Here is a 20,264-nt window from a genome sequence, read left to right on the forward strand (position 1 = left end):
AAGTGTTGATGGTGATACCACGTGCTTTTTCTTCCGGCGCGTTATCGATCTGGTCGAATGCACGAGCCTGGCCACCGAAGGTTTTGGACAGAACGGTGGTGATGGCAGCTGTCAGGGTAGTTTTACCATGGTCAACGTGGCCGATAGTACCGACGTTGACGTGCGGTTTTGTACGTTCAAATTTTTCTTTAGACACGGCTATATTCCTTACTATAGTGCCCCCTCTCTGAGGGGACACGGGACTTTGGTTTTAACCCTGCGGCTTATTTACCACGGGCTTCGATTACGGCCTGAGCAACGTTGTTCGGCGCATCATCATACTTCAGGAATTCCATAGTATAGGATGCACGACCTTTGGTCAGAGAACGCAGCTGAGTTGCATATCCGAACATTTCAGACAGCGGAACTTCAGCATGGATCTTAACGCCAGTCACTTCGGATTCCTGACCGCGCAGCATACCGCGACGACGGCTCAAGTCACCAATTACGTCACCGGTGTTCTCTTCCGGAGTCTCTACTTCAACCTTCATGATCGGCTCAAGCAGAACTGGTTTCGCTTTCTTAAAGCCATCTTTAAAGGCAATAGAAGCGGCCAGTTTAAACGCCAGTTCAGAGGAGTCAACGTCATGGTAAGAACCGAAGTGCAGACGAACACCCATGTCTACTACCGGGTAACCAGCCAGCGGGCCAGACTTCAGCTGCTCCTGGATGCCTTTATCAACGGCCGGGATGTATTCGCCAGGAATTACACCACCTTTAATGTCGTTGACGAACTCGTAGCCTTTCGGATTTGAGCCCGGCTCCAGCGGGTACATGTCGATAACAACATGACCGTACTGACCACGACCACCAGACTGCTTGGCGTGTTTACCTTCGATGTCGGTAACTTTCTGACGAATCGCTTCACGGTAAGCAACCTGAGGTTTACCTACGTTCGCTTCAACGTTGAATTCACGCTTCATACGGTCAACGATGATATCCAGGTGAAGTTCACCCATACCAGCGATGATAGTCTGGTTAGATTCTTCATCAGTCCATACGCGGAATGATGGGTCTTCTTTCGCCAGACGGCCCAGAGCCAGACCCATTTTTTCCTGGTCAGCTTTGGTTTTCGGTTCTACAGCGATGGAGATTACCGGCTCAGGGAATTCCATACGTTCCAGAATGATAGGCGCATCCGGGTTACACAGAGTGTCACCAGTGGTCACGTCTTTCAGACCGATAGCCGCAGCGATATCGCCCGCGCGAACTTCTTTGATCTCTTCACGTTTGTTAGCGTGCATCTGAACAATACGACCAAAACGCTCACGTGCAGATTTCACGGAGTTCAGTACGGTATCACCAGAGTTAACCACACCGGAGTACACGCGGAAGAAGGTCAGGTTACCCACGAACGGGTCAGTTGCGATTTTGAACGCCAGTGCTGCGAAAGGCTCATCATCGCTGGCGTGACGCTCAGCCGGAGTATCTTTACCATCATCCAGCATACCGTTGATTGCCGGTACGTCGGTCGGTGCTGGCAGGTAATCAATTACCGCATCCAGCATTGCCTGTACGCCTTTGTTTTTAAACGCAGAACCACAGGTAACCAGAATGATTTCGTTGTTCAGAACGCGCTGACGCAGAGCTTTCTTGATTTCTTCCTCGGTCAGCTCTTCGCCGCCCAGGTATTTTTCCATCAGCTCTTCAGAGGCTTCAGCAGCGGACTCAATCAGGTTCTGGTGCCATTCGTCAGCCAGGTCCTGCATGTCAGCCGGGATATCTTCGTATTCGAAGGTAACGCCCTGATCTGCTTCGTTCCAGTTGATGGCTTTCATTTTCACCAGGTCGATAACACCGGTGAAACCTTCTTCAGCACCAATTGCCAGCTGCAGCGGAACAGGGTTCGCGCCCAGACGGGATTTGATCTGACCAACAACTTTCAGGAAGTTCGCACCCATACGGTCCATTTTGTTAACGAACGCGATACGTGGAACTTTGTATTTGTTTGCCTGACGCCATACGGTTTCAGACTGCGGCTGAACACCACCAACTGCGCAGTAAACCATTACCGCGCCGTCAAGAACACGCATGGAACGTTCTACTTCGATAGTGAAGTCAACGTGCCCCGGGGTGTCGATGATGTTTACGCGATGCGGTTCATACTGTTTGGCCATACCAGACCAGAATGCAGTAGTCGCAGCGGAAGTGATGGTGATACCACGTTCCTGCTCCTGCTCCATCCAGTCCATGGTAGCGGCGCCGTCGTGAACTTCACCGATTTTATGGTTAACACCGGTGTAGAACAGAATACGTTCGGTAGTCGTGGTTTTACCGGCGTCGATGTGCGCACTGATACCGATGTTACGGTAGCGTGCGATAGGTGTTGTACGAGCCATTTTATTCCTCGTTTATTGCATTAGGCATTCAGTTAAGTTACCCAGAACGGGCGCCCCATCTGAAGCGCCCGACTGGTGACTAATACTACGAAGGGATTACCAACGGTAGTGTGCGAACGCCTTGTTGGCTTCAGCCATACGGTGAACGTCTTCACGTTTCTTAACTGCAGTACCTTTGTTGTCTGCAGCATCAGAAAGTTCGTTCGCCAGGCGGAGAGCCATGGATTTATCACCGCGTTTACGAGCAGCTTCAACGATCCAACGCATTGCCAGAGCATTACGACGAACCGGACGAACTTCAACTGGAACCTGATAAGTAGAACCACCTACACGGCGGGACTTAACTTCTACAGTCGGGCGAACGTTGTCGAGAGCGACTTCGAAAGCTTCCAGTGCATCTTTACCAGCACGCTGAGCCAGGGTCTCCAGTGCGCTGTATACGATGGTTTCTGCGGTAGATTTTTTACCGTCTACCATCAGGATATTGACAAATTTAGCCAGCAACTCTGATCCGAACTTAGGATCCGGCAGGATTTTACGCTGACCAATGACGCGACGACGTGGCATGGAAATACTCCGTTGTTAATTCAGGATTGTCCAAAACTCTAAGAGTTTAGTTTGACATTAATATAAAACGTTTGGCCTTACTTAACGGAGAACCATTAAGCCTTAGGACGTTTCACGCCATACTTGGAGCGTGATTGCTTACGGTCTTTAACGCCGGAGCAGTCAAGCGCACCACGAACGGTGTGGTAACGAACACCCGGGAGGTCTTTTACACGACCGCCACGGATCAGGATCACGGAGTGCTCCTGCAGGTTGTGACCTTCACCACCGATGTAGGAAGTCACTTCAAAACCGTTAGTCAAACGAACACGACATACTTTACGCAGTGCGGAGTTCGGTTTTTTAGGAGTGGTAGTATATACACGAGTACATACGCCACGTTTTTGCGGGCATGCTTCCAGCGCAGGCACGTTGCTTTTCGCAACTTTGCGTGCACGTGGTTTGCGTACCAGCTGGTTAACTGTTGCCATTAAATAGCTCCTGGTTTTAGCTTTTGCTTCGTAAACACGTAATAAAACGACCTCATATAATATGAGGACGCAGAATTTTATGGCTGTGCTCAAAAGGTGTCAAGAAATATACAGCGATCCCGAATCACCAACGCATCTGAGTCTCATGTTTTAACGCCAGACTAACGAAGTCAGTATAGCCAACCCTGACGACGCTGCCTGAAATTTGACCAGACAGACCCCGCGCATCAATATCTTCTGTCAGCACATGCACAGTTATGGGGGCATTTAGCAGTAACTCAAGGTAGCGCCCCCCTTCCAGTGCGGCGGTCACGCCGTCGGACAGCAACAAAAGATCGTCCCCTTCCTGCAAAGTACGCAGCAAAGTTGCCATATCACATTGCCAGGGAGAATGAGCCAGAGTGTGTAACACAGGCACCTCAGAAGGTCATAACGACATCGTATTCATTGAGTCGCTGACGCAACGCATCCGCTTCCAGCAGCGTCACTGGCAGCACAAACGCCGTTGCGTCATCCAGGCCGCGCTCACGCATCGATGCCTGACATACCCAACACTCTTCGATGTCATAAAGAGGAAGAACTTTAAAAGTGGCGATGTAATCTCGCGCCAGAATCGCAGCGGGCTGCTGGTCAGCAAGCAGTTGAAAGACTCCGTCACCGATAAAAAATACGCCAATATCATCGCTAAGCGCAGACGTAGCCATCAGTGCATCAAGGCCTTCTCGTCCGGCAGCAGAACCGTGCGGCGTGGAGGTAAATATAAAGGCGATACGTTTCATCAGAATTGCACCATGCGATCGCAGGTTAATGCCGCTTCAGCGAGTGCGCCCAGCCCGGACAACGAAAATCCGGGCTGAAGATTGGCCGCACCCAGTCCTTGCAGACGAGCTTCGCTTTCATCGGTCACGCCCCGGCGCAACGCTGCCGCCACACAGATATGCAACTCAACCTGATGCTCGTCATGCAAAGACTGCCAGGCCCGCACCAAATCAAACTCGTCGCTGGCGGGCGAGGTCAGAGCATTCGCATTGCTGACCCCATCCTGATAAAAAAAGACGCTGCCCAGTTCATGGCCGCAGGCCAGTAATGCTTGTGCAAACTGATACGCACTGCTGGCCTGCTGAGTACCATAAGCCGGACCGGTGACCATTAGGGCAAAACGCATTAACGATCCTGCCCGGAAAAATCACCGCTTTTGAACTGGCGGATATAGAGGTAAACCGTATGTTTGGAGATGTTCAAACGATCCGCAACCTGGTTAATCGCATCCTTGATATCAAAGATACCTTTCTCGTAGAGATTCAGAACGATTTGACGGTTTTTCGCATTATTAGAGACGTTGCGATCGGCGTTAACTTCTTCAATGGTGAATTCCAGCGTTTGCATGACCAAATCTTCAACAGAAGAAGCAAAGTTAACGGCAGAACCCGCATCAGGTGTTTCGGGGGGAATAAAGGTGTTCATGATTTGTGAGAACGGCACATCAAGGTTCATGTTGATGCACAAAAGTCCGATGACCCGATGATCTCGATTACGGATAGCAATGGTCACCGATTTCATCAAAACTCCGCTTTTCGCGCGCGTGAAGTAACATTTTGAGACGCTACTGTCCGCACCGGTCATATAATGCAGCATACGCAATGCAAGGTCAGTAATCGGCGAGCCGATTTTACGCCCGGTGTGTTCGCCGTTAGCAATACGAATGGCGGAACATTTCAGATCCTGCAGGGAGTGCAAAACGATTTCACAGTGAGAACCAATGAGCATCGCTAACCCGTCCACCACTGCTTCGTAGGATTTCAGAATATCGAAGTCAGTTTGATCGAAAGGACGTTGATCCAGTAAATCAAGTTCACTGGTTTCGTTGGTTAAAAGCGACCTGGACATGAAAAAAAACACTCCTTTTCAGGAGCCTGTCGGTAAGTTTTCAGGGCAGGCTCGACATAAACACGAAGTACTAAATTAATACAGCGTAGGTTACGCTTTCCAGAATTATATCCTTACTGTAATAAAAAAACCGCCGCCCTTTAGGCGGCGGTGTTTTTCACTCTTATTTCCTGGTCGCGTCAGGGGCTTTTTCAGCCGCTGCCGCTGCCGCTGCTGCATCGGCTTTCGGTGCCGGTTTGATATCCAGCAACTCTACTTCAAAGACCAGCGTGGAGTTCGCAGGAATGCCCGGAACGCCATTTTTGCCATAGGCCAGGTCTGGTGGAATAGCCAGTTTGATTTTACCGCCTTTCTTGATGTTTTTCAGGCCTTCGGTCCAGCCAGGGATAACACCATCAAGACGGAAGGAGAGCGGCTCGCCACGGGTATAGGAGTTATCAAACTCTTTACCGTCGATAAGCGTACCCTTGTAGTTAACTACCACGGTGTCGCTGTCCTTCGGCGCATCACCAGCCCCTTCTTTCTCTACCAGGTAGACAAGACCCGTTGAAGAGGTTTTAACACCCTTCTCTTTTGCAAATGCGTCACGGAAGGCTTTGCCTTTGGTTTCGTTCTCTGCTGCATCTTTTTCCATTTTTTCCTGCGCGGAGGTTTTCACGCGGGTTTCAAAAGCTTGCAGAGTCTGCTCAATTTCCTGGTCTGTCAGTTTGCTCTTATCAGCAAACGCATCCTGAACACCGGCGATAAGCTGAGCTTTATCCAGTTTAATGCCCAGTTTTTCCTGTTCTTTGAGAGAGTTTTCCATATAGCGGCCCAAAGATGCGCCCAGTGCATAAGCCGATTTCTGGTCGTCATTTTTAAACGCCGATTTAGCGTCAGCGGCTGCCGGAGCCTCTTTGGTTGCCGTGTCGGCTGCAAAGGTAAGCGGCGCATGTAATGCAACGGCCATCGTGGTCGCCAGCAGCGTGACTTTAAACAGTGATTTCATCCATTTCTCCAGGGCCGGGGCCTCTCACCCCAGGGTTTAAACGTATATGAGGAACGTACTATAGAACGTTGCGGAACAAATCAACATAAGCACGCTCCCTGAATTCGACAGTTTTCAGACTATTTTTGTTTAAATTAGTTTCGCGAAGTCGGCTACATGCTGCAACCGGGGGAAAAGTTCAGTAAAATTCGCCGGTCCAACGGTAATCGCGCCAGAAATTGATAAGAGGTGAAGTATGCACGATGTCACAACAGAAGCGCGACTGGCAGAACTGGAAAGTCGACTGGCTTTTCAGGAAATGACCATTGAAGAGCTGAACCAGACGGTCATTGCTCACGAACTGGAAATGGCGAAGCTGCGCGATCTTATGCGCCTGGTAACTGAAAAACTGAAAGCCAGCCAGCCTTCACATCTTGCCTCGCAGTCTGAAGAGACGCCGCCGCCCCATTATTGAGACGTAAAAAAAGCGGGTTTCCCCGCTTTTTTATTATCAACGTCTTAAAGACCGGTGATTAATGGCAGCCGCAGCCGCCGTTACCACCACAACCACCTTTACCGTGGCTATGGCCATGGTCGTGATCATGGTCGTGGCCGTGGCCACCGCAGCAACCATCGTGACCATGGTCGTGGTCATGATCGTGGCCGTGAGCGCCGTGGACGTGGCCGTGAGCCAGTTCTTCTTCCGTTGCTTCGCGAATTGCCACGACTTCAACGTTGAACTTCAGGTTCTGACCCGCCAGCATATGGTTGCCATCAACCACAACGTGCTCATCTTCAACTTCGGTAATTTCTACTGGTACCGGGCCCTGATCGGTTTCCGCCAGGAAACGCATACCCACCTGCAATTCATCAACGCCCATAAAGACATCTTTAGGAACGCGTTGCACCAGGTTTTCGTCATATTGACCGTAAGCGTCATTTGCGCCTACTGCCACATCAAATTTATCGCCAACTTCATGACCATCCAGCGCGTTTTCCAGGCCAGAAATCAGGGAACCGTGACCATGCAGGTAGTCCAGCGGCGCACTCACCGGAGACTCATCAACCAATACACCGTCTTCTGTACGTACCTGATAGGCCAGGCTGACCACCAGGTCTTTTGCTACTTTCATGATATCTCCTGAGCGTGGGAAAATTGCTGGCGCAGATTGTAGCGGAAATCCGCACCCGTGTACCCTTTAGCTTAAAAAAACTCTGGGTATATCGCTAGTCCGGATGAAAGATCCCAATAACCTGTTCATCTTTGCGGACATGCTCACGGGCTTCTTTATCCGCTTCACGCATCTGGTGTCCACACTTAACACACTCAACAATATCAATATTATTTTCACGCCACATGGCCATTGAGTCTTGTGCTTTGCAGGACGGGCATACCGCCCCGGCAATAAAACGTTTACGAATCGCCATACTTTTCCCCTTACTCAAACTCGTCCCAGCCATCCAGTTGGCGACGTTCCTGTTGCATTTCGCGCTGGAAAATCTCTTCCAGCTCTCGTCGCGCTTCCCGGACACGAGAAATCTGCGAGATGTCCGTATGCACCGGCATCAACTCACGCAGCATGCGCATATCCAGCCGTTTAAAGTGCAATTGCGCGCGATGCGCCTGATGTGGATGCATACCCAGCGAGATAAGCGTCTTGCGCCCTAACTCCAGCGCGCTGGAGAAGGTTTCGCGAGAGAATTGGGTCACCCCCAACTGTAATAACTCATGGGCTTCAACACGTCCACGCGCACGGGCCATAATGTTGAGGTGCGGAAAATGCTGCTGACAAAGCTCGACCACTTTCATCGTATCTTCCGGTTCATTGCAGGTGATAACGATAGATTGCGCAGCCTGCGCCCCCGCCGAACGCAGAAGCTCAAGCTGGGTCGCATCGCCGTAGTAAACCTTGTAACCATATTTACGCATCAGGTTGACCGCGCTGATATCACGCTCCAGTACCGTAATACGCATCTTATTGGCCATCAGTAAACGACTGATAACCTGGCCGAATCGGCCAAAACCCACCACGATGACCTGCGGTTGATCATCTTCCACCCACGGCGCTTCGTCTTCATCTTCCGTCGTGTTGAACCGACGCGACAGCAGCTTATCAATCAGCTTCATCAGCAGCGGCGTGGTCATCATCGACAATGTGACCGTCACCAGCAGCAGCGCCATCTGGTCGCCATGAAATAAACGCTGCGAAGAGGCGGCAGAGAAGAGCACAAAGGCAAACTCACCGCCCTGGCTCAGTACGCCGGCAAACTGCATGCGTTCCGAGCTACGCAGACCGTAAATCCGCGCAAGTACGTACAGCACCAGTACTTTCACTGCCACCAGAACCGCAACGCTCAACAGTACCCACAGAAGATGGGTATAGAGCCCCCCCAAATTCAGCGCCATGCCAACAGAGATGAAAAACAGGCCTAGCAACAGCCCTTTAAAGGGTTCGATGGCGATTTCCAGCTCATGCCGGTATTCGCTCTCGGCAAGCAAAATCCCGGCGATAAAAGTGCCGAGCGCCATCGACAAGCCCAGCGCATCCATAAACAGCGCCGAACCCAGAACCAATAGTAATGTGGCAGCAGTGAACACTTCACGCACGCCAGAACCTGCGATATAGCGAAATATCGGGCGTAACAGATAACGTCCGCCAATCAACATCCCGGCAAACGCCAGCACCTTGAGGCCTATCTTGATCCAGTCAGGATGTTCATCGCCATTTCCTGCCAGCAGAGGCACCAGCGCCAGGGCCGGGATCACCGCCAGATCCTGAAACAGCAGCACCGAAAAACCCAGTTGCCCGGACTCACTGCGATTCATCCCTTTTTCGCGCATCAGTTGCAGCGCCATCGCGGTGGAAGACATTGCCAGTCCGATACCGCCAATCACCGCAGCCTGCCAGGCAAACTGGGTCAGCATTAACAGCCCGGCGAGAATAGCGGCACTGAGCGCGACCTGGGCGGCCCCAACGCCAAAGATCGAACGCCGTAGCTCCCAAAGCCGCGAGGGATTGAGCTCCAGCCCAATAATGAACATCAGAAAGACCACGCCGAGTTCGGAGAAGTGGAGGATCTCATCAACATCACTGATAAAACCCAGCCCCCATGGGCCGATGGCAATGCCCGCCAGCAAATAGCCGAGCACGGCGCCAATTCCCAGTCTTGCAGCTAACGGAACCGCCACGACCGCCGCGAAAAGAAACAGGACGCCCGCCAGCAAGAGATCGGAACCTTCCATCAGCGGCCTCCGGTTATCAGGGGGGCCGCCAGCCAGTCACCGTAGGCTTTGGCATGATTTGCCAGCTCTTGCGGCGGCTGCCTGCGCGCCCAGTAAATAATAATCGGATTCATCCAGTGCATACGGCACATTGCGGCGGTGAGTTCAAAAGGCCGCAAAATGTCGCTCACCGGATAACGATTCAGCCCGTCATAACGATAAGCCGCTTCCGGCTCACCGGTGGTGATCACGCTCCGCCAGTACTTTCCCGCCAGCTGATTCCCTGCCGGGCCACTGGCAAATTCACGAGTCAGTACGCGATCCAGCCACTCTTTGAGTAATGCCGGGCAACTGTAGGTATACAGCGGGTGCTGGAACACAATGACATCATGTTCGCGCAGCAACGCTTGCTCCCGCGGGATATCAATAAAAAAGTCTGGATACTGTGCATAGAGATCATGCACGGTGACGTTGCGCAGTTGCATTGCCGGCTTAAGCAAAACCCGGTTCGCCACCGAGTCCTGTGATTCCGGATGGGCATACAGCAGCAGTACCTTCGCTGTCTGAGACATCATCCCCCTCCCGGGCGTCATACACTTTTGTGTATCGTCATCATTTTGGGCTACCATTGCGGGCCCGGTGGGGCAAAAACGCCCACACCTTACATTATCATAATGACAAATTAACATAGTCTGAACATACGGCGCCTTATGATTGTTTTCTCCTCGTTACAAATTCGTCGCGGCGTGCGTGTCCTGCTGGATAACGCCACAGCCACCATTAACCCAGGGCAAAAAGTTGGCCTGGTCGGCAAAAACGGCTGCGGCAAATCCACGCTGTTGGCGCTTTTGAAAAACGAGCTGAGCGCCGATGGCGGCAGTTTTACTTTCCCCAACAACTGGCAACTGGCCTGGGTTAATCAGGAAACCCCTGCCCTGCCGATGCCTGCGCTGGATTACGTCATTGACGGCGACCGTGAGTATCGTCGCCTTGAAAGTGAACTGAACGCCGCTAACGAGCGTAATGATGGCCATGCGATTGCCACCGTTCATGGCAAACTCGATGCCATTGACGCCTGGACTATCCGCTCCCGTGCCTCAAGCCTGCTGCACGGTCTGGGTTTCTCCAACGAGCAACTCGAACGCCCGGTCAGCGACTTTTCCGGCGGCTGGCGCATGCGTCTCAACCTTGCCCAGGCGCTGGTCTGCCGTTCAGACTTACTGCTGCTCGATGAACCCACGAACCACCTCGATCTCGATGCGGTTATCTGGCTGGAAAAATGGCTGAAGAGCTATCAGGGCACCCTGATCCTGATCTCCCATGACCGCGACTTCCTCGACCCGGTGGTGGACAAAATTATCCATATCGAACAGGAAACCATGTTCGAGTACACCGGCAACTACAGCTCGTTTGAACGTCAACGCTCAACCCGTCTGGCACAACAGCAGGCGATGTTTGAAAGCCAGCAGGAGCGCGTGGCGCATCTGCAAAGCTTTATTGATCGCTTTAAAGCGAAAGCCAGTAAAGCGAAGCAGGCCCAGAGCCGCATCAAGATGCTTGAGCGTATGGAGATGATTGCGCCGGCCCACGTGGATAACCCATTCCACTTCAGCTTCCGCGCGCCGGAAAGCCTGCCAAATCCGTTGCTGAAAATGGAAAAGATCAGCGCAGGTTATGGCGATCGCGTCATTCTGGACTCCATCAAGCTTAACCTGGTACCAGGCTCGCGCATCGGTCTGTTAGGCCGCAACGGTGCTGGTAAATCGACGCTGATCAAACTGCTGGCGGGTGAACTGGCCCCCTTTAGCGGCGATATCGGTTTAGCCAAAGGGATCAAGCTGGGTTACTTCGCCCAGCATCAGCTTGAATTTTTACGCGCCGATGAGTCGCCGATACAGCATCTGGTACGCCTGGCGCCTCAGGAGCTGGAGCAGAAACTGCGCGACTATCTTGGCGGTTTTGGCTTCCGGGGCGATAAGGTCAGCGAAGAGACGCGTCGCTTCTCCGGCGGCGAAAAAGCACGCCTGGTACTGGCGCTGATCGTCTGGCAACGCCCGAACCTGCTGTTGCTCGATGAACCGACCAACCACCTGGATCTGGATATGCGCCAGGCGCTGACCGAGGCACTGATTGAGTTTGAAGGAGCGCTGGTGGTGGTGTCCCATGACCGTCACCTGCTGCGCTCCACCACCGACGACCTTTACCTTGTCCATGACGGCAAAGTCGAAGCCTTTGATGGCGATCTGGAAGATTATCAGCAGTGGTTAAGCGACGTGCAAAAGCAGGAAAATCAGCCTGCGGATGCGGCGAAAGAGAACGCCAACAGCGCACAATCGCGCAAAGACCAAAAACGTCGGGAAGCCGAACTGCGCACCCAGACACAGCCCTTGCGTAAAGAGATAACCCGCCTCGAAAAAGAGATGGAACAGCTGAATGCCCGGCTTGCGCAGGCGGAAGAGAAACTGGGTGACAGCGGCCTTTACGATCAGAGCCGCAAAGCCGAGTTGACCGAGTGCCTGCAACAACAGGCGCAAGCCAAAGCCGGTCTGGAAGAGTGTGAGATGGCCTGGCTGGATGCCCAGGAACAACTTGAGGCGATGCTGCAAGCCGACTGACGCAAAAGGCAGGTTGAGATGAACCCGGACATTACCAGTGATATTACCTTTCGCAAGCTGACGATCTTTATGGCCTTTATGGAGAAAGGCAATATCGCCCGCGCCGCTGAAGCGCTCAACCTTAGCGGCGTAAGCGTACATCGGGCGCTGCACACGCTGGAAGAGAACGTTCGCTGTCCGCTGTTTACCCACAAAGGCCGCAATTTGTTGCCGCTGCCTGCGGCCTGGACCCTGCTGGAATATTGCCAGGAGGCCACGCAGATCATGGAGCGCGGGCTTTCCGAAGCGCGAAAAATGGCGGGTATTGGTCAGGGACGAATTCGGGTCGGGACGCTCTATTCACTGACGCTGGAAACGGTTCCGCAGCTGATTATGGGTATGAAGCCGCGTCGTCCCGATCTGGAGATGGATCTGACGATGGGATCAAATGAGACCCTGTTGCATATGCTCGACGAAGGTGCGCTGGATGCCATCCTGATCTCTATCTCTGAGAGCGAAATCGACAAGTCCAACCTTGAAATGCTGCCGCTGTTTCACGATGAGATTTACCTGGCGGCACCGGCCTCGGCGTCGCTCGATACCTCAAAACCCGCAGATCTGCGCGACTATCGCCAACAGAAATTTGTCTCGCTTGCGGAAGGCTTTGCCACCTACGCCGGGTTTCAGGAGGCCTTTCATATCGCCGGGTTTGAGCCGGAAATCGTCACCCGCGTCAATGACATCTTCTCAATGCTCAGTCTGGTGCAGGCGGGGATCGGCTTCTCACTGATGCCCGGACGAATGAAAAAAGCGTATGAAAATTCGGTGCAACTGCTAAAGCTGGCGCAGCCCTGGCAAATGCAACAACAGATAGCCATTGTCTTCGCCCGCAACCGCGAGCGTGACCCGAACCTGCTGGCGCTGGCCGCCGAAGGGCGTATGTATGCCCGGCGTTTGCAGGAAAACAGCTGATTACGCCTTAAGCCGCCGGGCCAGATGCAACGCCACGTCCACGCCGCTACGCTCCAGCGAGAGCGCCTCGCCTTCCCACTGAGCCTGGCGGGTCAGGCAGGTCAACACCCCACCCGGCGGCATTTCAATCGCCAGACGGGCCTCTCGTTCATTGGCGGCAATGACCGCTTCCTGCCAACGCACGGTACGCGCCATATTCATCGCCAGATCATCGGCAATTTTTTCCGGCTGCCATAACACCCGCCCGGTACTGCCACTCAAATACGCACATCCTGGGCGATTCACCTTAACCCTGGCAAAGGCCTGAGCCAGTTTTTGCGCGGGCGCCGCCAGCAGTTCACAGTGAGAGGGCACGCTCACGTCCAGCCGTTTCACTTTACTCGCCCCTGCAGCCTGCGCTTTTTGCCCCACGCTCGCCATCGCCTCATCGCTACCGGCAATCACAATCTGCGTCTCGGCGTTGAGATTGGCAATGTAAGCCCCGCTCCCTTGCAGCAATGCTTCAACCTGCGGCAGGGTCAGCCCCATAATCGCCGTCAGGCCGTAACCCTGCGGATACGCCTGTTCCATCAGGTCGCCACGCAGCGCCACCAGCGTTAACGCATCGGTAAAATCCAGCGCGCCGGCAATCACCGCCGCCGGGTAAGCGCCAATCGACAGGCCACTGACGATATCAGCCGCCACACCACGCCGCGCAAGCTCGCGCGCCCAGGCCACACCGGCAATTAACAAACACAGCTGCACCGCACGGGTATGCCGGAGGGCGTCTGCACTATCCAGGGTTTCAACCTCGTGGCCTAAAACCTCACGGGCCTGTGCCAGTTCCGTCCCCGGCAGGCGCTGCAACATCCCCGGAGACTGACTGCCCTGCCCCGGAAAAGTGAACAGTATTTTCATTTATTTCTCCCCAGACCAGGGGTCACTGACCAGCCGTGGACCCAGCTCCGTTTTTAGCAACGTTTTCCCGTCGCGCAGCCACTCTGCCAACGCAAAACCGCCCCTGGGCGTATCCACCTGGGTATCGGCGCGACACAGCGCATGGCTAAGTTGTGATTGCCAGAGGCGCAGATCAGCGGGCAATAGCGGCAGCGGCGCGCGGATCAGCAAATCAAGATCGCTGTCAGCATGAATTACCGGGATCCCGGTCGCCAGCGCATAGCCCGTGCTGCCGGTAATCCCCCAGCACCATGGCCACTGCTGGCGGCAGAGCTGAACCGCCACCTGAACCGGCGGCTGGGTAATAAACGCTGAGCGCAGCAGGTCATTTTCCTCCGCAAGCTGTTCGGGGGAAACCACACGGGCGATATGTTCAGGTTTGACCCATCCCGCAGCCCGTTGATCGCGCTTAAGTCCGCGCACCCCTACCGGGATGCGCCCATTTGCATCAACATCACGCCGCACCACAACCGGTAAACCGATATGCCATGCGTTCTTTACCCAGGCGTCGCTGATGCCTTCCAGCGCATCAAGGGTGGTCAACCAAAGCAGATCGTGCGGGCGTGGTGTTGAGGTCATGATTACATTCCTGAAGTCAGCGAGATAAACAGCGGCAGCGACAGGATACACAGTACCGAGCTTAACAGCAGCACTGCTTCCGCATCCGGTGACTGCACACCAAAGCGGTTACCAAACACCACGCCAAAGAAACCCGCAGACAGCGCAATCATCAGGATCGCGGTAATCGCAACCGAACCGTGCAGACCCAAAATCAGCACAATGGCCCAGGCAATCGCCGGTTGAATCAGTAGCTTGGCGAGGGTAGCCGTAATCACCATGGTATTGATTTGCAGTTTACGGGCAGAGAGGATCACCCCGGTCAGGAACAGCGCAGCCGCTGTCGCCGACAGTCCCAGAGGTTTAATGGACGCCAGCAGCAGTTCCGGCATTTTGATGCCAATCGCCGAGAGAATGACCCCGAGCAGCGGCCCCATAACGATAGGTTTTTTCAGCGAACGCCACATCAGAACCGGCAGCATGGTCAGAGTAGAACCCGTGTTGCCACCTGCGGCACGCGCTTTTTCACGCTCCAGAATCAGCAGGCAGAACGGCGTCATCAGTACGGAACCACAGGCGATGGAAACCGCCACGGAGAGCGACGTCGCAGCCCCTTCACCCAGCACACTGCCCAGGATCGGCAAACCGAGCGCCGCATAGTTTGGCAAGGCAACGGTCAGCGTCAGTACAGCGGCATCCTGCGGTGATTTTTTAAAGACGCTGGTCGCGAGGAAATAAATCGCGGCATAGGTTACCCACATCGCCAGGGTCAGTACCAGAATCAACGGCGACTGAGCGACGATGCCCGTCCGCGGAGTTTGCACCGTGGCGCTGAACAGCGCAGCAGGTAACGCAAAATCCATCACGAAGATATTGAGCAGGGAAACGTTTTTATTATCAACCAGTTTAGCCTTGCCCGCCCAGAAGCCCAGCAACATGATGATGAAGATCGGTGCGAGGGCATGAACAATTACGTAAGTCATAAAATCACCTGTAATAAAAGAGGGTATAGCACATGCGCGATGGTTATTATTTTTCAGATGCAGCGTCCCGCGCGGGCGCAGCGAGTGCGCCCACGAGGTGATACATCTGGCAGGTCTCTTTTTCTTACCAGCTGGCTTTCATGCGTTCGCGCACAAGAGCGGAGCTGCGGCGGTTGTCAGCACCCAGACGGTTTTTCAACGTGGTGTCCTGACGAGCGTCATTGATGGCCTGTTGCAGCGTGGTGTTCACCAGCGCCAGATCGGCAGAGGAAGGCGCATCGGGGTTACTGATATCCAGCAGGTTTTCCAGCAATCCCAGCGTGGCATAGTTACTGATGTCATACGCCATTGGTGGAATAGTAGCCGCCAGTTTCTCCAGTGCTTCAACGGTACGCAGGGTGATACGTGCGGCGGAGTCTTTACCCATCGCATGGATCAGAACCCCTTTGTCGTTGAAAGCAATCAGGCGGTTTGCCTGATAGCCATGCGCCAGGAAAGCGCCGGACATCGCTTTACCGACGATAAGCCCAATGACCGGATGACCGGCCAGGCGTGCATTGGCGTAAGCCGCTGCAGCGCCCGCCAGCGCCTGGTGAATGCCAAAACCCTCTTCACGGCGACCGTAGGCCTGGCTTGGCACATCAATCACCGCCACAATCGGGCGTTTCACCGCGCTGTTAGCATCCGCGGCAATGGTTTCGCTCACGACTTTTGCCAGCGTCCAGCCTTCCAGCAGGCCCACTTCGCCTTTTACCGCGCGTGGGAAGTGGTTATTGGCATCCGGTACGACGGCAATAAAACGTACGGCTTCACCATTGAGTTCGCCATCCGCCACCTGCACTGACGGGCACAACCCGGCCAGTCGCGGTGCGTTGGGAGCGAGAGTCTCCAGCCAGAGTTCGCCACGGCTAATTGCATTACTCATCATTTCACCTCCCGGGCAAAAAGCGCTTTTATCTGTTCGGCATCAGCCTGTTTGCGGGTGTCGAAATTTGTCAGGCGGGCAAGATAGTCGTCGTAGTTATCGGTACGGTGCTTCGCCGGAACGCCTTTCGCCAGCGCCTCGTTCATTGCCGCTTTCACCGCATTGACGCCATCGCCGACTAACGCTTCCACCAGCCCGCTTTGATAACGGACTTCGCCGCCGGTCATGCTCCAGATAAAGGGGCGATCGCGGGAGTCATACTCGTCAATCCCTGCTTCCTGCTCGATAACCTGCGGACCATTGAGCCCCAGACGTGCTTCACGGGTCACAATCAGAGAGCTGCACAGCGCGGCCGCAATCGACATCCCGCCAAAGCAACCCACGGTCCCGGCGACAATCCCCACCACCGGCGTATAACGACGCAGATCAACAATCGCGGCGTGAATATCGGCAATCGCCGCCAGGCCCAGATTCGCTTCCTGCAAACGTACGCCGCCGGTTTCAAGGCAAAGCACCGCCTGAGTCGGGATTCCGTTGCGGTTGTCTTCTGCGGCCAGTTCCAGCGCGGCGGCCATTTTGGCGCCGGACACTTCGCCCATACTGCCGCCCTGGAAGGCGCCTTCAATGGCCACCACCACCGCAGGTTTACCGCTGATGGTCCCTTTGGCGACGACCATGCCGTCATCCGCTTGCGGAACAATGCCCTGCGCGCCTAACCACGGCGACACAATGCCTTCGAAGGGATCCAGCAGTTCACGATAGCTGCCTTCATCCAGCAGCGCATGGGCGCGCTGGCGTGCTTTTAATTCAATAAAACTGCTGTCATCACGCATAGCTCACCTCTTCAAAAACCTGTTCGATACGGATGCGGGCAACACCCGGCGTCGCGCCAAAGTCGTGAATGATCAGCGTGCCTGCGGGCAGGTTGCTGACGGTCTGCAAGCGATTAAACAATGCTTCCCAGCGCCCGCGGCTGTTGTCCACGGAGGTGGTGATATCGATGGTTAATGTCTGACTCTGGTCGGCGGTGAATAACACCTCCATATCTCCGGAGCCGACAACCCCGGCCAGCGCTTTGCCGTTAAGGTGACGGCTGGCGGGCACGGTTAATGTGATTTTTTCCATAACATCCTCTTAATGCTTGAAATCAGGTGTCCCGATACGGTCGAGAAACAGGGTGGCGGCCAGCAAATCTGCGGCGCCGCCGGGCGAGGCATTCAGTGTCAGCATCTGGCCGTCGAGTCTTGCCAGCGCCTGTTGCCCTTCCGGCGTTGCGCTGCCGCCCGCGTTTAATACCGCGCGGGCACCGTGCTGCATGATCCGGAGCCCTTCCATCCCGGCGCGGGAGAGCACGCAGGTGTCGGTCAGTGACGTCATAATGGCCATCAGGGCATCAATCCGGGCCTGGGCTTCACTGCCCCCGTTCTTCCTGCTCAAACGCAACTGCGGCAACGCACACTGCAAAATGTGCGGAAAAGCCTGCTGCGCCTCTTCTCTGGCGCCCGGAACGCGGTAGCGGTGGGTGGCGCGCAGCCCTTTGCTGAACACTTTGGGGGCAAGGTTATCCGGCAGTTTTGCAAGCGATGCCGCCGTGGCCGCAATCTCTGCGGGACTGGCATCCCCGCCCTGCATGGCGACGGCGCTCACCAGCAGCCCGAGCGCCCAAATCGCGCCACGGTGGGTGTTGACGCCGCCGGTTGCGGCCATCATTTGCAGCTCGCCTTCGCGACCCAGTCGCCCGATGGTTTGCCTGAGCGCAATGTCTGCGGGTCGAAGCCAGCTTTGTTGCGCCAGCGCCTGAAACGTGGGGGTCAGACTATGTGCGGAGCACTCCATCAACGCGAGCGTTAAGTCGTGGTGCGCACCGTTCCCCCGACTGTCCACCAGACCAGGTTTCGGGCTTAATCGTGCTTCGTCTATCAGACACTGCGTGGCGGTTCGCGCCAGCCATTCGGCACCGCCTTCAACCTGAATCCGGGGCAGAAGTTTCATTACCAGCTCCGGAATTTCGCAGGTGGGTTATAGAGACCGTCTGACCATTCCACCAGGTCTGCCACGCTGCCGGCTGCCAGCAGCGAACGGGTAGCATCAGTGCGACGGATCCCCATATCTTCCGGGTAAACCACTTTGCCGCTCTGACGCAGTGCCGCAACGCGTTTGCTGTCCACACCCAGGCCGATATCGGTGATCCCGGCGACGGCTGCCACCATTGCGCGGCGCTCTTCCATGCTTTCGGCACGGTAGAGGTAGGCAATACCCTCTTCAGTCAGCACGTGGGTGACGTCATCGCCATAAATCATGACTGGCGCCAGCGGCATGCCGGAGGTTTTTGCCACTTCAACCGCATCCAGGGTCTCAACAAAACTCGGTTTAGCACCCGCCTGGAAAGTTTCGACCATCTGCACCACCAGCTTTTTACCGCGCTGCATCGGGTCAGGTTCAGTGATCATATTGAGCCAGGCTGGGGTAGCGTGACGACGACCGTGCGGGTCGTGCCCCATATTTGGCGCACCGCCAAAACCGGACAGACGACCACGGGTGACAGTTGAGGAGTTGGCGAGGCCATCAATTTGCAGCGTGGAGCCGATAAACATATCTACGGCGTACTGGCCAGCCAACTGGCAGAACGCGCGGTTAGAACGCATAGAGCCATCGCTACCGGTGAAGAAAATGTCCGGACGCGCGCGGATATACTCTTCCATCCCCAGTTCACCACCGAAGCAGTGCACGCTTTCAACCCAGCCGCTTTCGATAGCCGGGATCAGCGTCGGATGCGGGTTCAGGGTCCAGTGCTTACAGATTTTACCTTTCAGGCCGAGCTGTTCGCCGTAAGTTGGCAGCAGCAGCTCAATGGCTGCGGTGTTAAAGCCGATACCATGGTTCAGCGACTGCACCTGATGTTCCGCGTAGATGCCTTTAATCGCCATCATCGCCATCAGGATATGTTCCTGTTTGATCAGACGCGGGTCGCGGGTAAACAGAGGTTCGATAAAGAACGGTTTGTCCGCCACCACCACGTAGTCAATCCAGGAGCCCGGGATATCCACTCGTGGTAAATCACAGTCGTCATCCACCAGCTCATTCACCTGAGCAATCACGATACCGTCGCGGAACGCGGCGGCTTCCACCAGCGCCGGAGTATCTTCGGTACTCGGTCCGGTATACAGATTGCCTTTGCGGTCAGCTTTGTAACCGGCAATCAGCGCCACGTTCGGCGATAGATCGACGTAGAGACGGGAGTAAAGCTCGATATAGGTGTGGATGGCGCCGATTTCTAACAGGCCATCTTCCAGTAATTGAGAGATACGCAGGCTTTGGGTGCCGGAGAAAGAGAAATCCAGCTTACGGGCAATCCCTTTTTCAAAAATGTCGAGATGCTCGCTGCGCCCGATGCTGGGCATGATCATATGCAGGTCATGCACTTTTTGCGGGTTCACCTCAGCCAGCGCACGTGAAAGGAAATCGGCCTGTTTTTGGTTGTTCCCCTCAAGTACCACGCGATCGCCTGGCGCTATCAGTTTTTCCAGCATGGCGACCAGGTCGTCGGTCGGCAGCACTTTGCCCTGCACCGGTACGGAGGCCATGCGGCGCTGCTTCTCACTGCGCCTTGTGTTCCATACCCGTGGTGGCGTTTGCCCAGATAACATTATTAACCTCCTGATTCAGCTAATCATTTTGATTTGCTTAACGCTGAGTAAATTCTGCTCTGCGCAGAGACTGGCATCAATTAAGCGTAGAGACGAATCATTAGCATGAGGGTAATAATCACCGTAATGATTTGTGACGGGGATCATTTTATGTCGG

The 20,264-nt window shown here is 54.6% G+C and carries 24 protein-coding genes; 3 read left to right on the plus strand and 21 right to left on the minus strand.

The features are described from left to right. The 9 genes from ACSZO4_RS04535 to fkpA all read right to left on the minus strand — a co-directional run. Positions 1–196, minus strand: a 196-nt coding sequence (locus tag ACSZO4_RS04535; RefSeq protein WP_437887659.1) for a GTP-binding protein, incomplete at its 3' end; no start/stop codon positions are given. Between the two features lie 67 nt (positions 197–263). After that, complete coding sequence (gene fusA / locus ACSZO4_RS04540) at positions 264–2,378, minus strand: elongation factor G (RefSeq protein ID WP_437887660.1); 2,115 nt, start codon at positions 2,376–2,378, stop codon at positions 264–266. A 96-nt stretch (positions 2,379–2,474) separates the two neighbouring features. Continuing rightward, complete coding sequence (rpsG, locus tag ACSZO4_RS04545) at positions 2,475–2,945, minus strand: 30S ribosomal protein S7 (protein ID WP_437887661.1); 471 nt, start codon at positions 2,943–2,945, stop codon at positions 2,475–2,477. 95 nt (positions 2,946–3,040) lie between these two features. After that, positions 3,041–3,415 carry a 30S ribosomal protein S12 gene (gene rpsL, locus ACSZO4_RS04550; protein WP_003023654.1) on the minus strand — a complete coding sequence of 125 codons (375 nt, stop codon included), beginning with the start codon at positions 3,413–3,415 and terminating at the stop codon, positions 3,041–3,043. A gap of 124 nt (positions 3,416–3,539) precedes the next feature. Beyond that, on the minus strand, positions 3,540–3,827 hold the full coding sequence (gene tusB, locus ACSZO4_RS04555; RefSeq protein WP_437887662.1) for a sulfurtransferase complex subunit TusB: 288 nt from the start codon (positions 3,825–3,827) through the stop codon (positions 3,540–3,542). Positions 3,828–3,834: 7 nt separating this feature from the next. Then, positions 3,835–4,194: a sulfurtransferase complex subunit TusC gene (tusC, locus tag ACSZO4_RS04560; protein WP_437887663.1), complete on the minus strand. Its 360-nt coding sequence runs from the start codon at positions 4,192–4,194 to the stop codon at positions 3,835–3,837. Further along, positions 4,194–4,580 (minus strand): sulfurtransferase complex subunit TusD, encoded by a 387-nt coding sequence (tusD, locus tag ACSZO4_RS04565; RefSeq protein WP_437887664.1) that lies wholly within the window; start codon positions 4,578–4,580, stop codon positions 4,194–4,196. The genes tusC and tusD overlap by 1 nt, the downstream gene beginning before the upstream one ends. Then, positions 4,580–5,302, minus strand: coding sequence for a helix-turn-helix transcriptional regulator (locus ACSZO4_RS04570; protein WP_437887665.1), 723 nt, complete (start codon positions 5,300–5,302; stop codon positions 4,580–4,582). The genes tusD and ACSZO4_RS04570 overlap by 1 nt, the downstream gene beginning before the upstream one ends. A gap of 163 nt (positions 5,303–5,465) precedes the next feature. Then, the gene (fkpA, locus tag ACSZO4_RS04575) at positions 5,466–6,290 is read right to left on the minus strand and encodes an FKBP-type peptidyl-prolyl cis-trans isomerase (RefSeq protein WP_437887666.1); all 825 of its coding nucleotides are present in this window, start codon (positions 6,288–6,290) and stop codon (positions 5,466–5,468) included. Positions 6,291–6,525: 235 nt separating this feature from the next. Between fkpA and ACSZO4_RS04580 the strand changes: the two genes are divergently transcribed. Continuing rightward, complete coding sequence (locus tag ACSZO4_RS04580; protein ID WP_437887667.1) at positions 6,526–6,744, plus strand: protein SlyX; 219 nt, start codon at positions 6,526–6,528, stop codon at positions 6,742–6,744. Positions 6,745–6,802: 58 nt separating this feature from the next. Here ACSZO4_RS04580 and slyD read toward each other — a convergent pair whose 3' ends face one another. The 4 genes from slyD to kefG form a co-directional block, all read right to left on the minus strand. After that, positions 6,803–7,402: a peptidylprolyl isomerase gene (gene slyD / locus ACSZO4_RS04585; protein WP_437887668.1), complete on the minus strand. Its 600-nt coding sequence runs from the start codon at positions 7,400–7,402 to the stop codon at positions 6,803–6,805. 94 nt (positions 7,403–7,496) lie between these two features. Beyond that, positions 7,497–7,697 (minus strand): YheV family putative zinc ribbon protein, encoded by a 201-nt coding sequence (locus ACSZO4_RS04590; RefSeq protein ID WP_437887669.1) that lies wholly within the window; start codon positions 7,695–7,697, stop codon positions 7,497–7,499. Between the two features lie 10 nt (positions 7,698–7,707). Beyond that, a complete protein-coding gene (gene kefB, locus ACSZO4_RS04595) occupies positions 7,708–9,513 on the minus strand; it encodes a glutathione-regulated potassium-efflux system protein KefB (protein ID WP_437887670.1) in 1,806 nt (601 codons plus the stop codon). After that, on the minus strand, positions 9,513–10,064 hold the full coding sequence (gene kefG / locus ACSZO4_RS04600) for a glutathione-regulated potassium-efflux system ancillary protein KefG (protein WP_437887715.1): 552 nt from the start codon (positions 10,062–10,064) through the stop codon (positions 9,513–9,515). Before kefG ends, kefB begins: the two co-directional genes overlap by 1 nt. Positions 10,065–10,202: 138 nt before the next feature. Here kefG and ACSZO4_RS04605 point away from each other — a divergent pair, with 138 nt between their 5' ends. Continuing rightward, positions 10,203–12,107 carry an ABC transporter ATP-binding protein gene (locus ACSZO4_RS04605; protein ID WP_437887671.1) on the plus strand — a complete coding sequence of 635 codons (1,905 nt, stop codon included), beginning with the start codon at positions 10,203–10,205 and terminating at the stop codon, positions 12,105–12,107. Between the two features lie 18 nt (positions 12,108–12,125). After that, positions 12,126–13,058, plus strand: a complete 933-nt coding sequence (locus ACSZO4_RS04610) for a LysR family transcriptional regulator (protein ID WP_437887672.1) — start codon at positions 12,126–12,128, stop codon at positions 13,056–13,058. Here the strand turns inward: ACSZO4_RS04610 and mdcH are convergent, their stop codons facing one another. The 8 genes from mdcH to mdcA form a co-directional block, all read right to left on the minus strand. After that, complete coding sequence (mdcH, locus tag ACSZO4_RS04615) at positions 13,059–13,955, minus strand: malonate decarboxylase subunit epsilon (protein ID WP_437887673.1); 897 nt, start codon at positions 13,953–13,955, stop codon at positions 13,059–13,061. Continuing rightward, positions 13,956–14,573: a malonate decarboxylase holo-ACP synthase gene (locus tag ACSZO4_RS04620; protein ID WP_437887674.1), complete on the minus strand. Its 618-nt coding sequence runs from the start codon at positions 14,571–14,573 to the stop codon at positions 13,956–13,958. 2 nt (positions 14,574–14,575) lie between these two features. Beyond that, positions 14,576–15,535 carry an AEC family transporter gene (locus tag ACSZO4_RS04625; RefSeq protein WP_437887675.1) on the minus strand — a complete coding sequence of 320 codons (960 nt, stop codon included), beginning with the start codon at positions 15,533–15,535 and terminating at the stop codon, positions 14,576–14,578. A 124-nt stretch (positions 15,536–15,659) separates the two neighbouring features. After that, positions 15,660–16,460, minus strand: coding sequence for a biotin-independent malonate decarboxylase subunit gamma (gene mdcE / locus ACSZO4_RS04630; protein WP_437887716.1), 801 nt, complete (start codon positions 16,458–16,460; stop codon positions 15,660–15,662). Continuing rightward, the gene (locus ACSZO4_RS04635) at positions 16,460–17,293 is read right to left on the minus strand and encodes a biotin-independent malonate decarboxylase subunit beta (RefSeq protein WP_437887676.1); all 834 of its coding nucleotides are present in this window, start codon (positions 17,291–17,293) and stop codon (positions 16,460–16,462) included. Before ACSZO4_RS04635 ends, mdcE begins: the two co-directional genes overlap by 1 nt. Then, positions 17,286–17,585 (minus strand): malonate decarboxylase acyl carrier protein, encoded by a 300-nt coding sequence (mdcC, locus tag ACSZO4_RS04640; RefSeq protein WP_437887677.1) that lies wholly within the window; start codon positions 17,583–17,585, stop codon positions 17,286–17,288. The genes ACSZO4_RS04635 and mdcC overlap by 8 nt, the downstream gene beginning before the upstream one ends. 9 nt (positions 17,586–17,594) lie before the next feature. Then, positions 17,595–18,452: a triphosphoribosyl-dephospho-CoA synthase gene (locus tag ACSZO4_RS04645; protein ID WP_437887678.1), complete on the minus strand. Its 858-nt coding sequence runs from the start codon at positions 18,450–18,452 to the stop codon at positions 17,595–17,597. After that, positions 18,452–20,107, minus strand: coding sequence for a malonate decarboxylase subunit alpha (gene mdcA, locus ACSZO4_RS04650; RefSeq protein WP_437887679.1), 1,656 nt, complete (start codon positions 20,105–20,107; stop codon positions 18,452–18,454). Before mdcA ends, ACSZO4_RS04645 begins: the two co-directional genes overlap by 1 nt. Positions 20,108–20,264: the final 157 nt, after the last annotated feature.

Origin of the sequence: Phytobacter sp. V91 (assembly GCF_965644225.1) — a bacterium.
In the GTDB taxonomy this organism is placed as follows: Bacteria; Pseudomonadota; Gammaproteobacteria; order Enterobacterales; family Enterobacteriaceae; genus CBFFRJ01.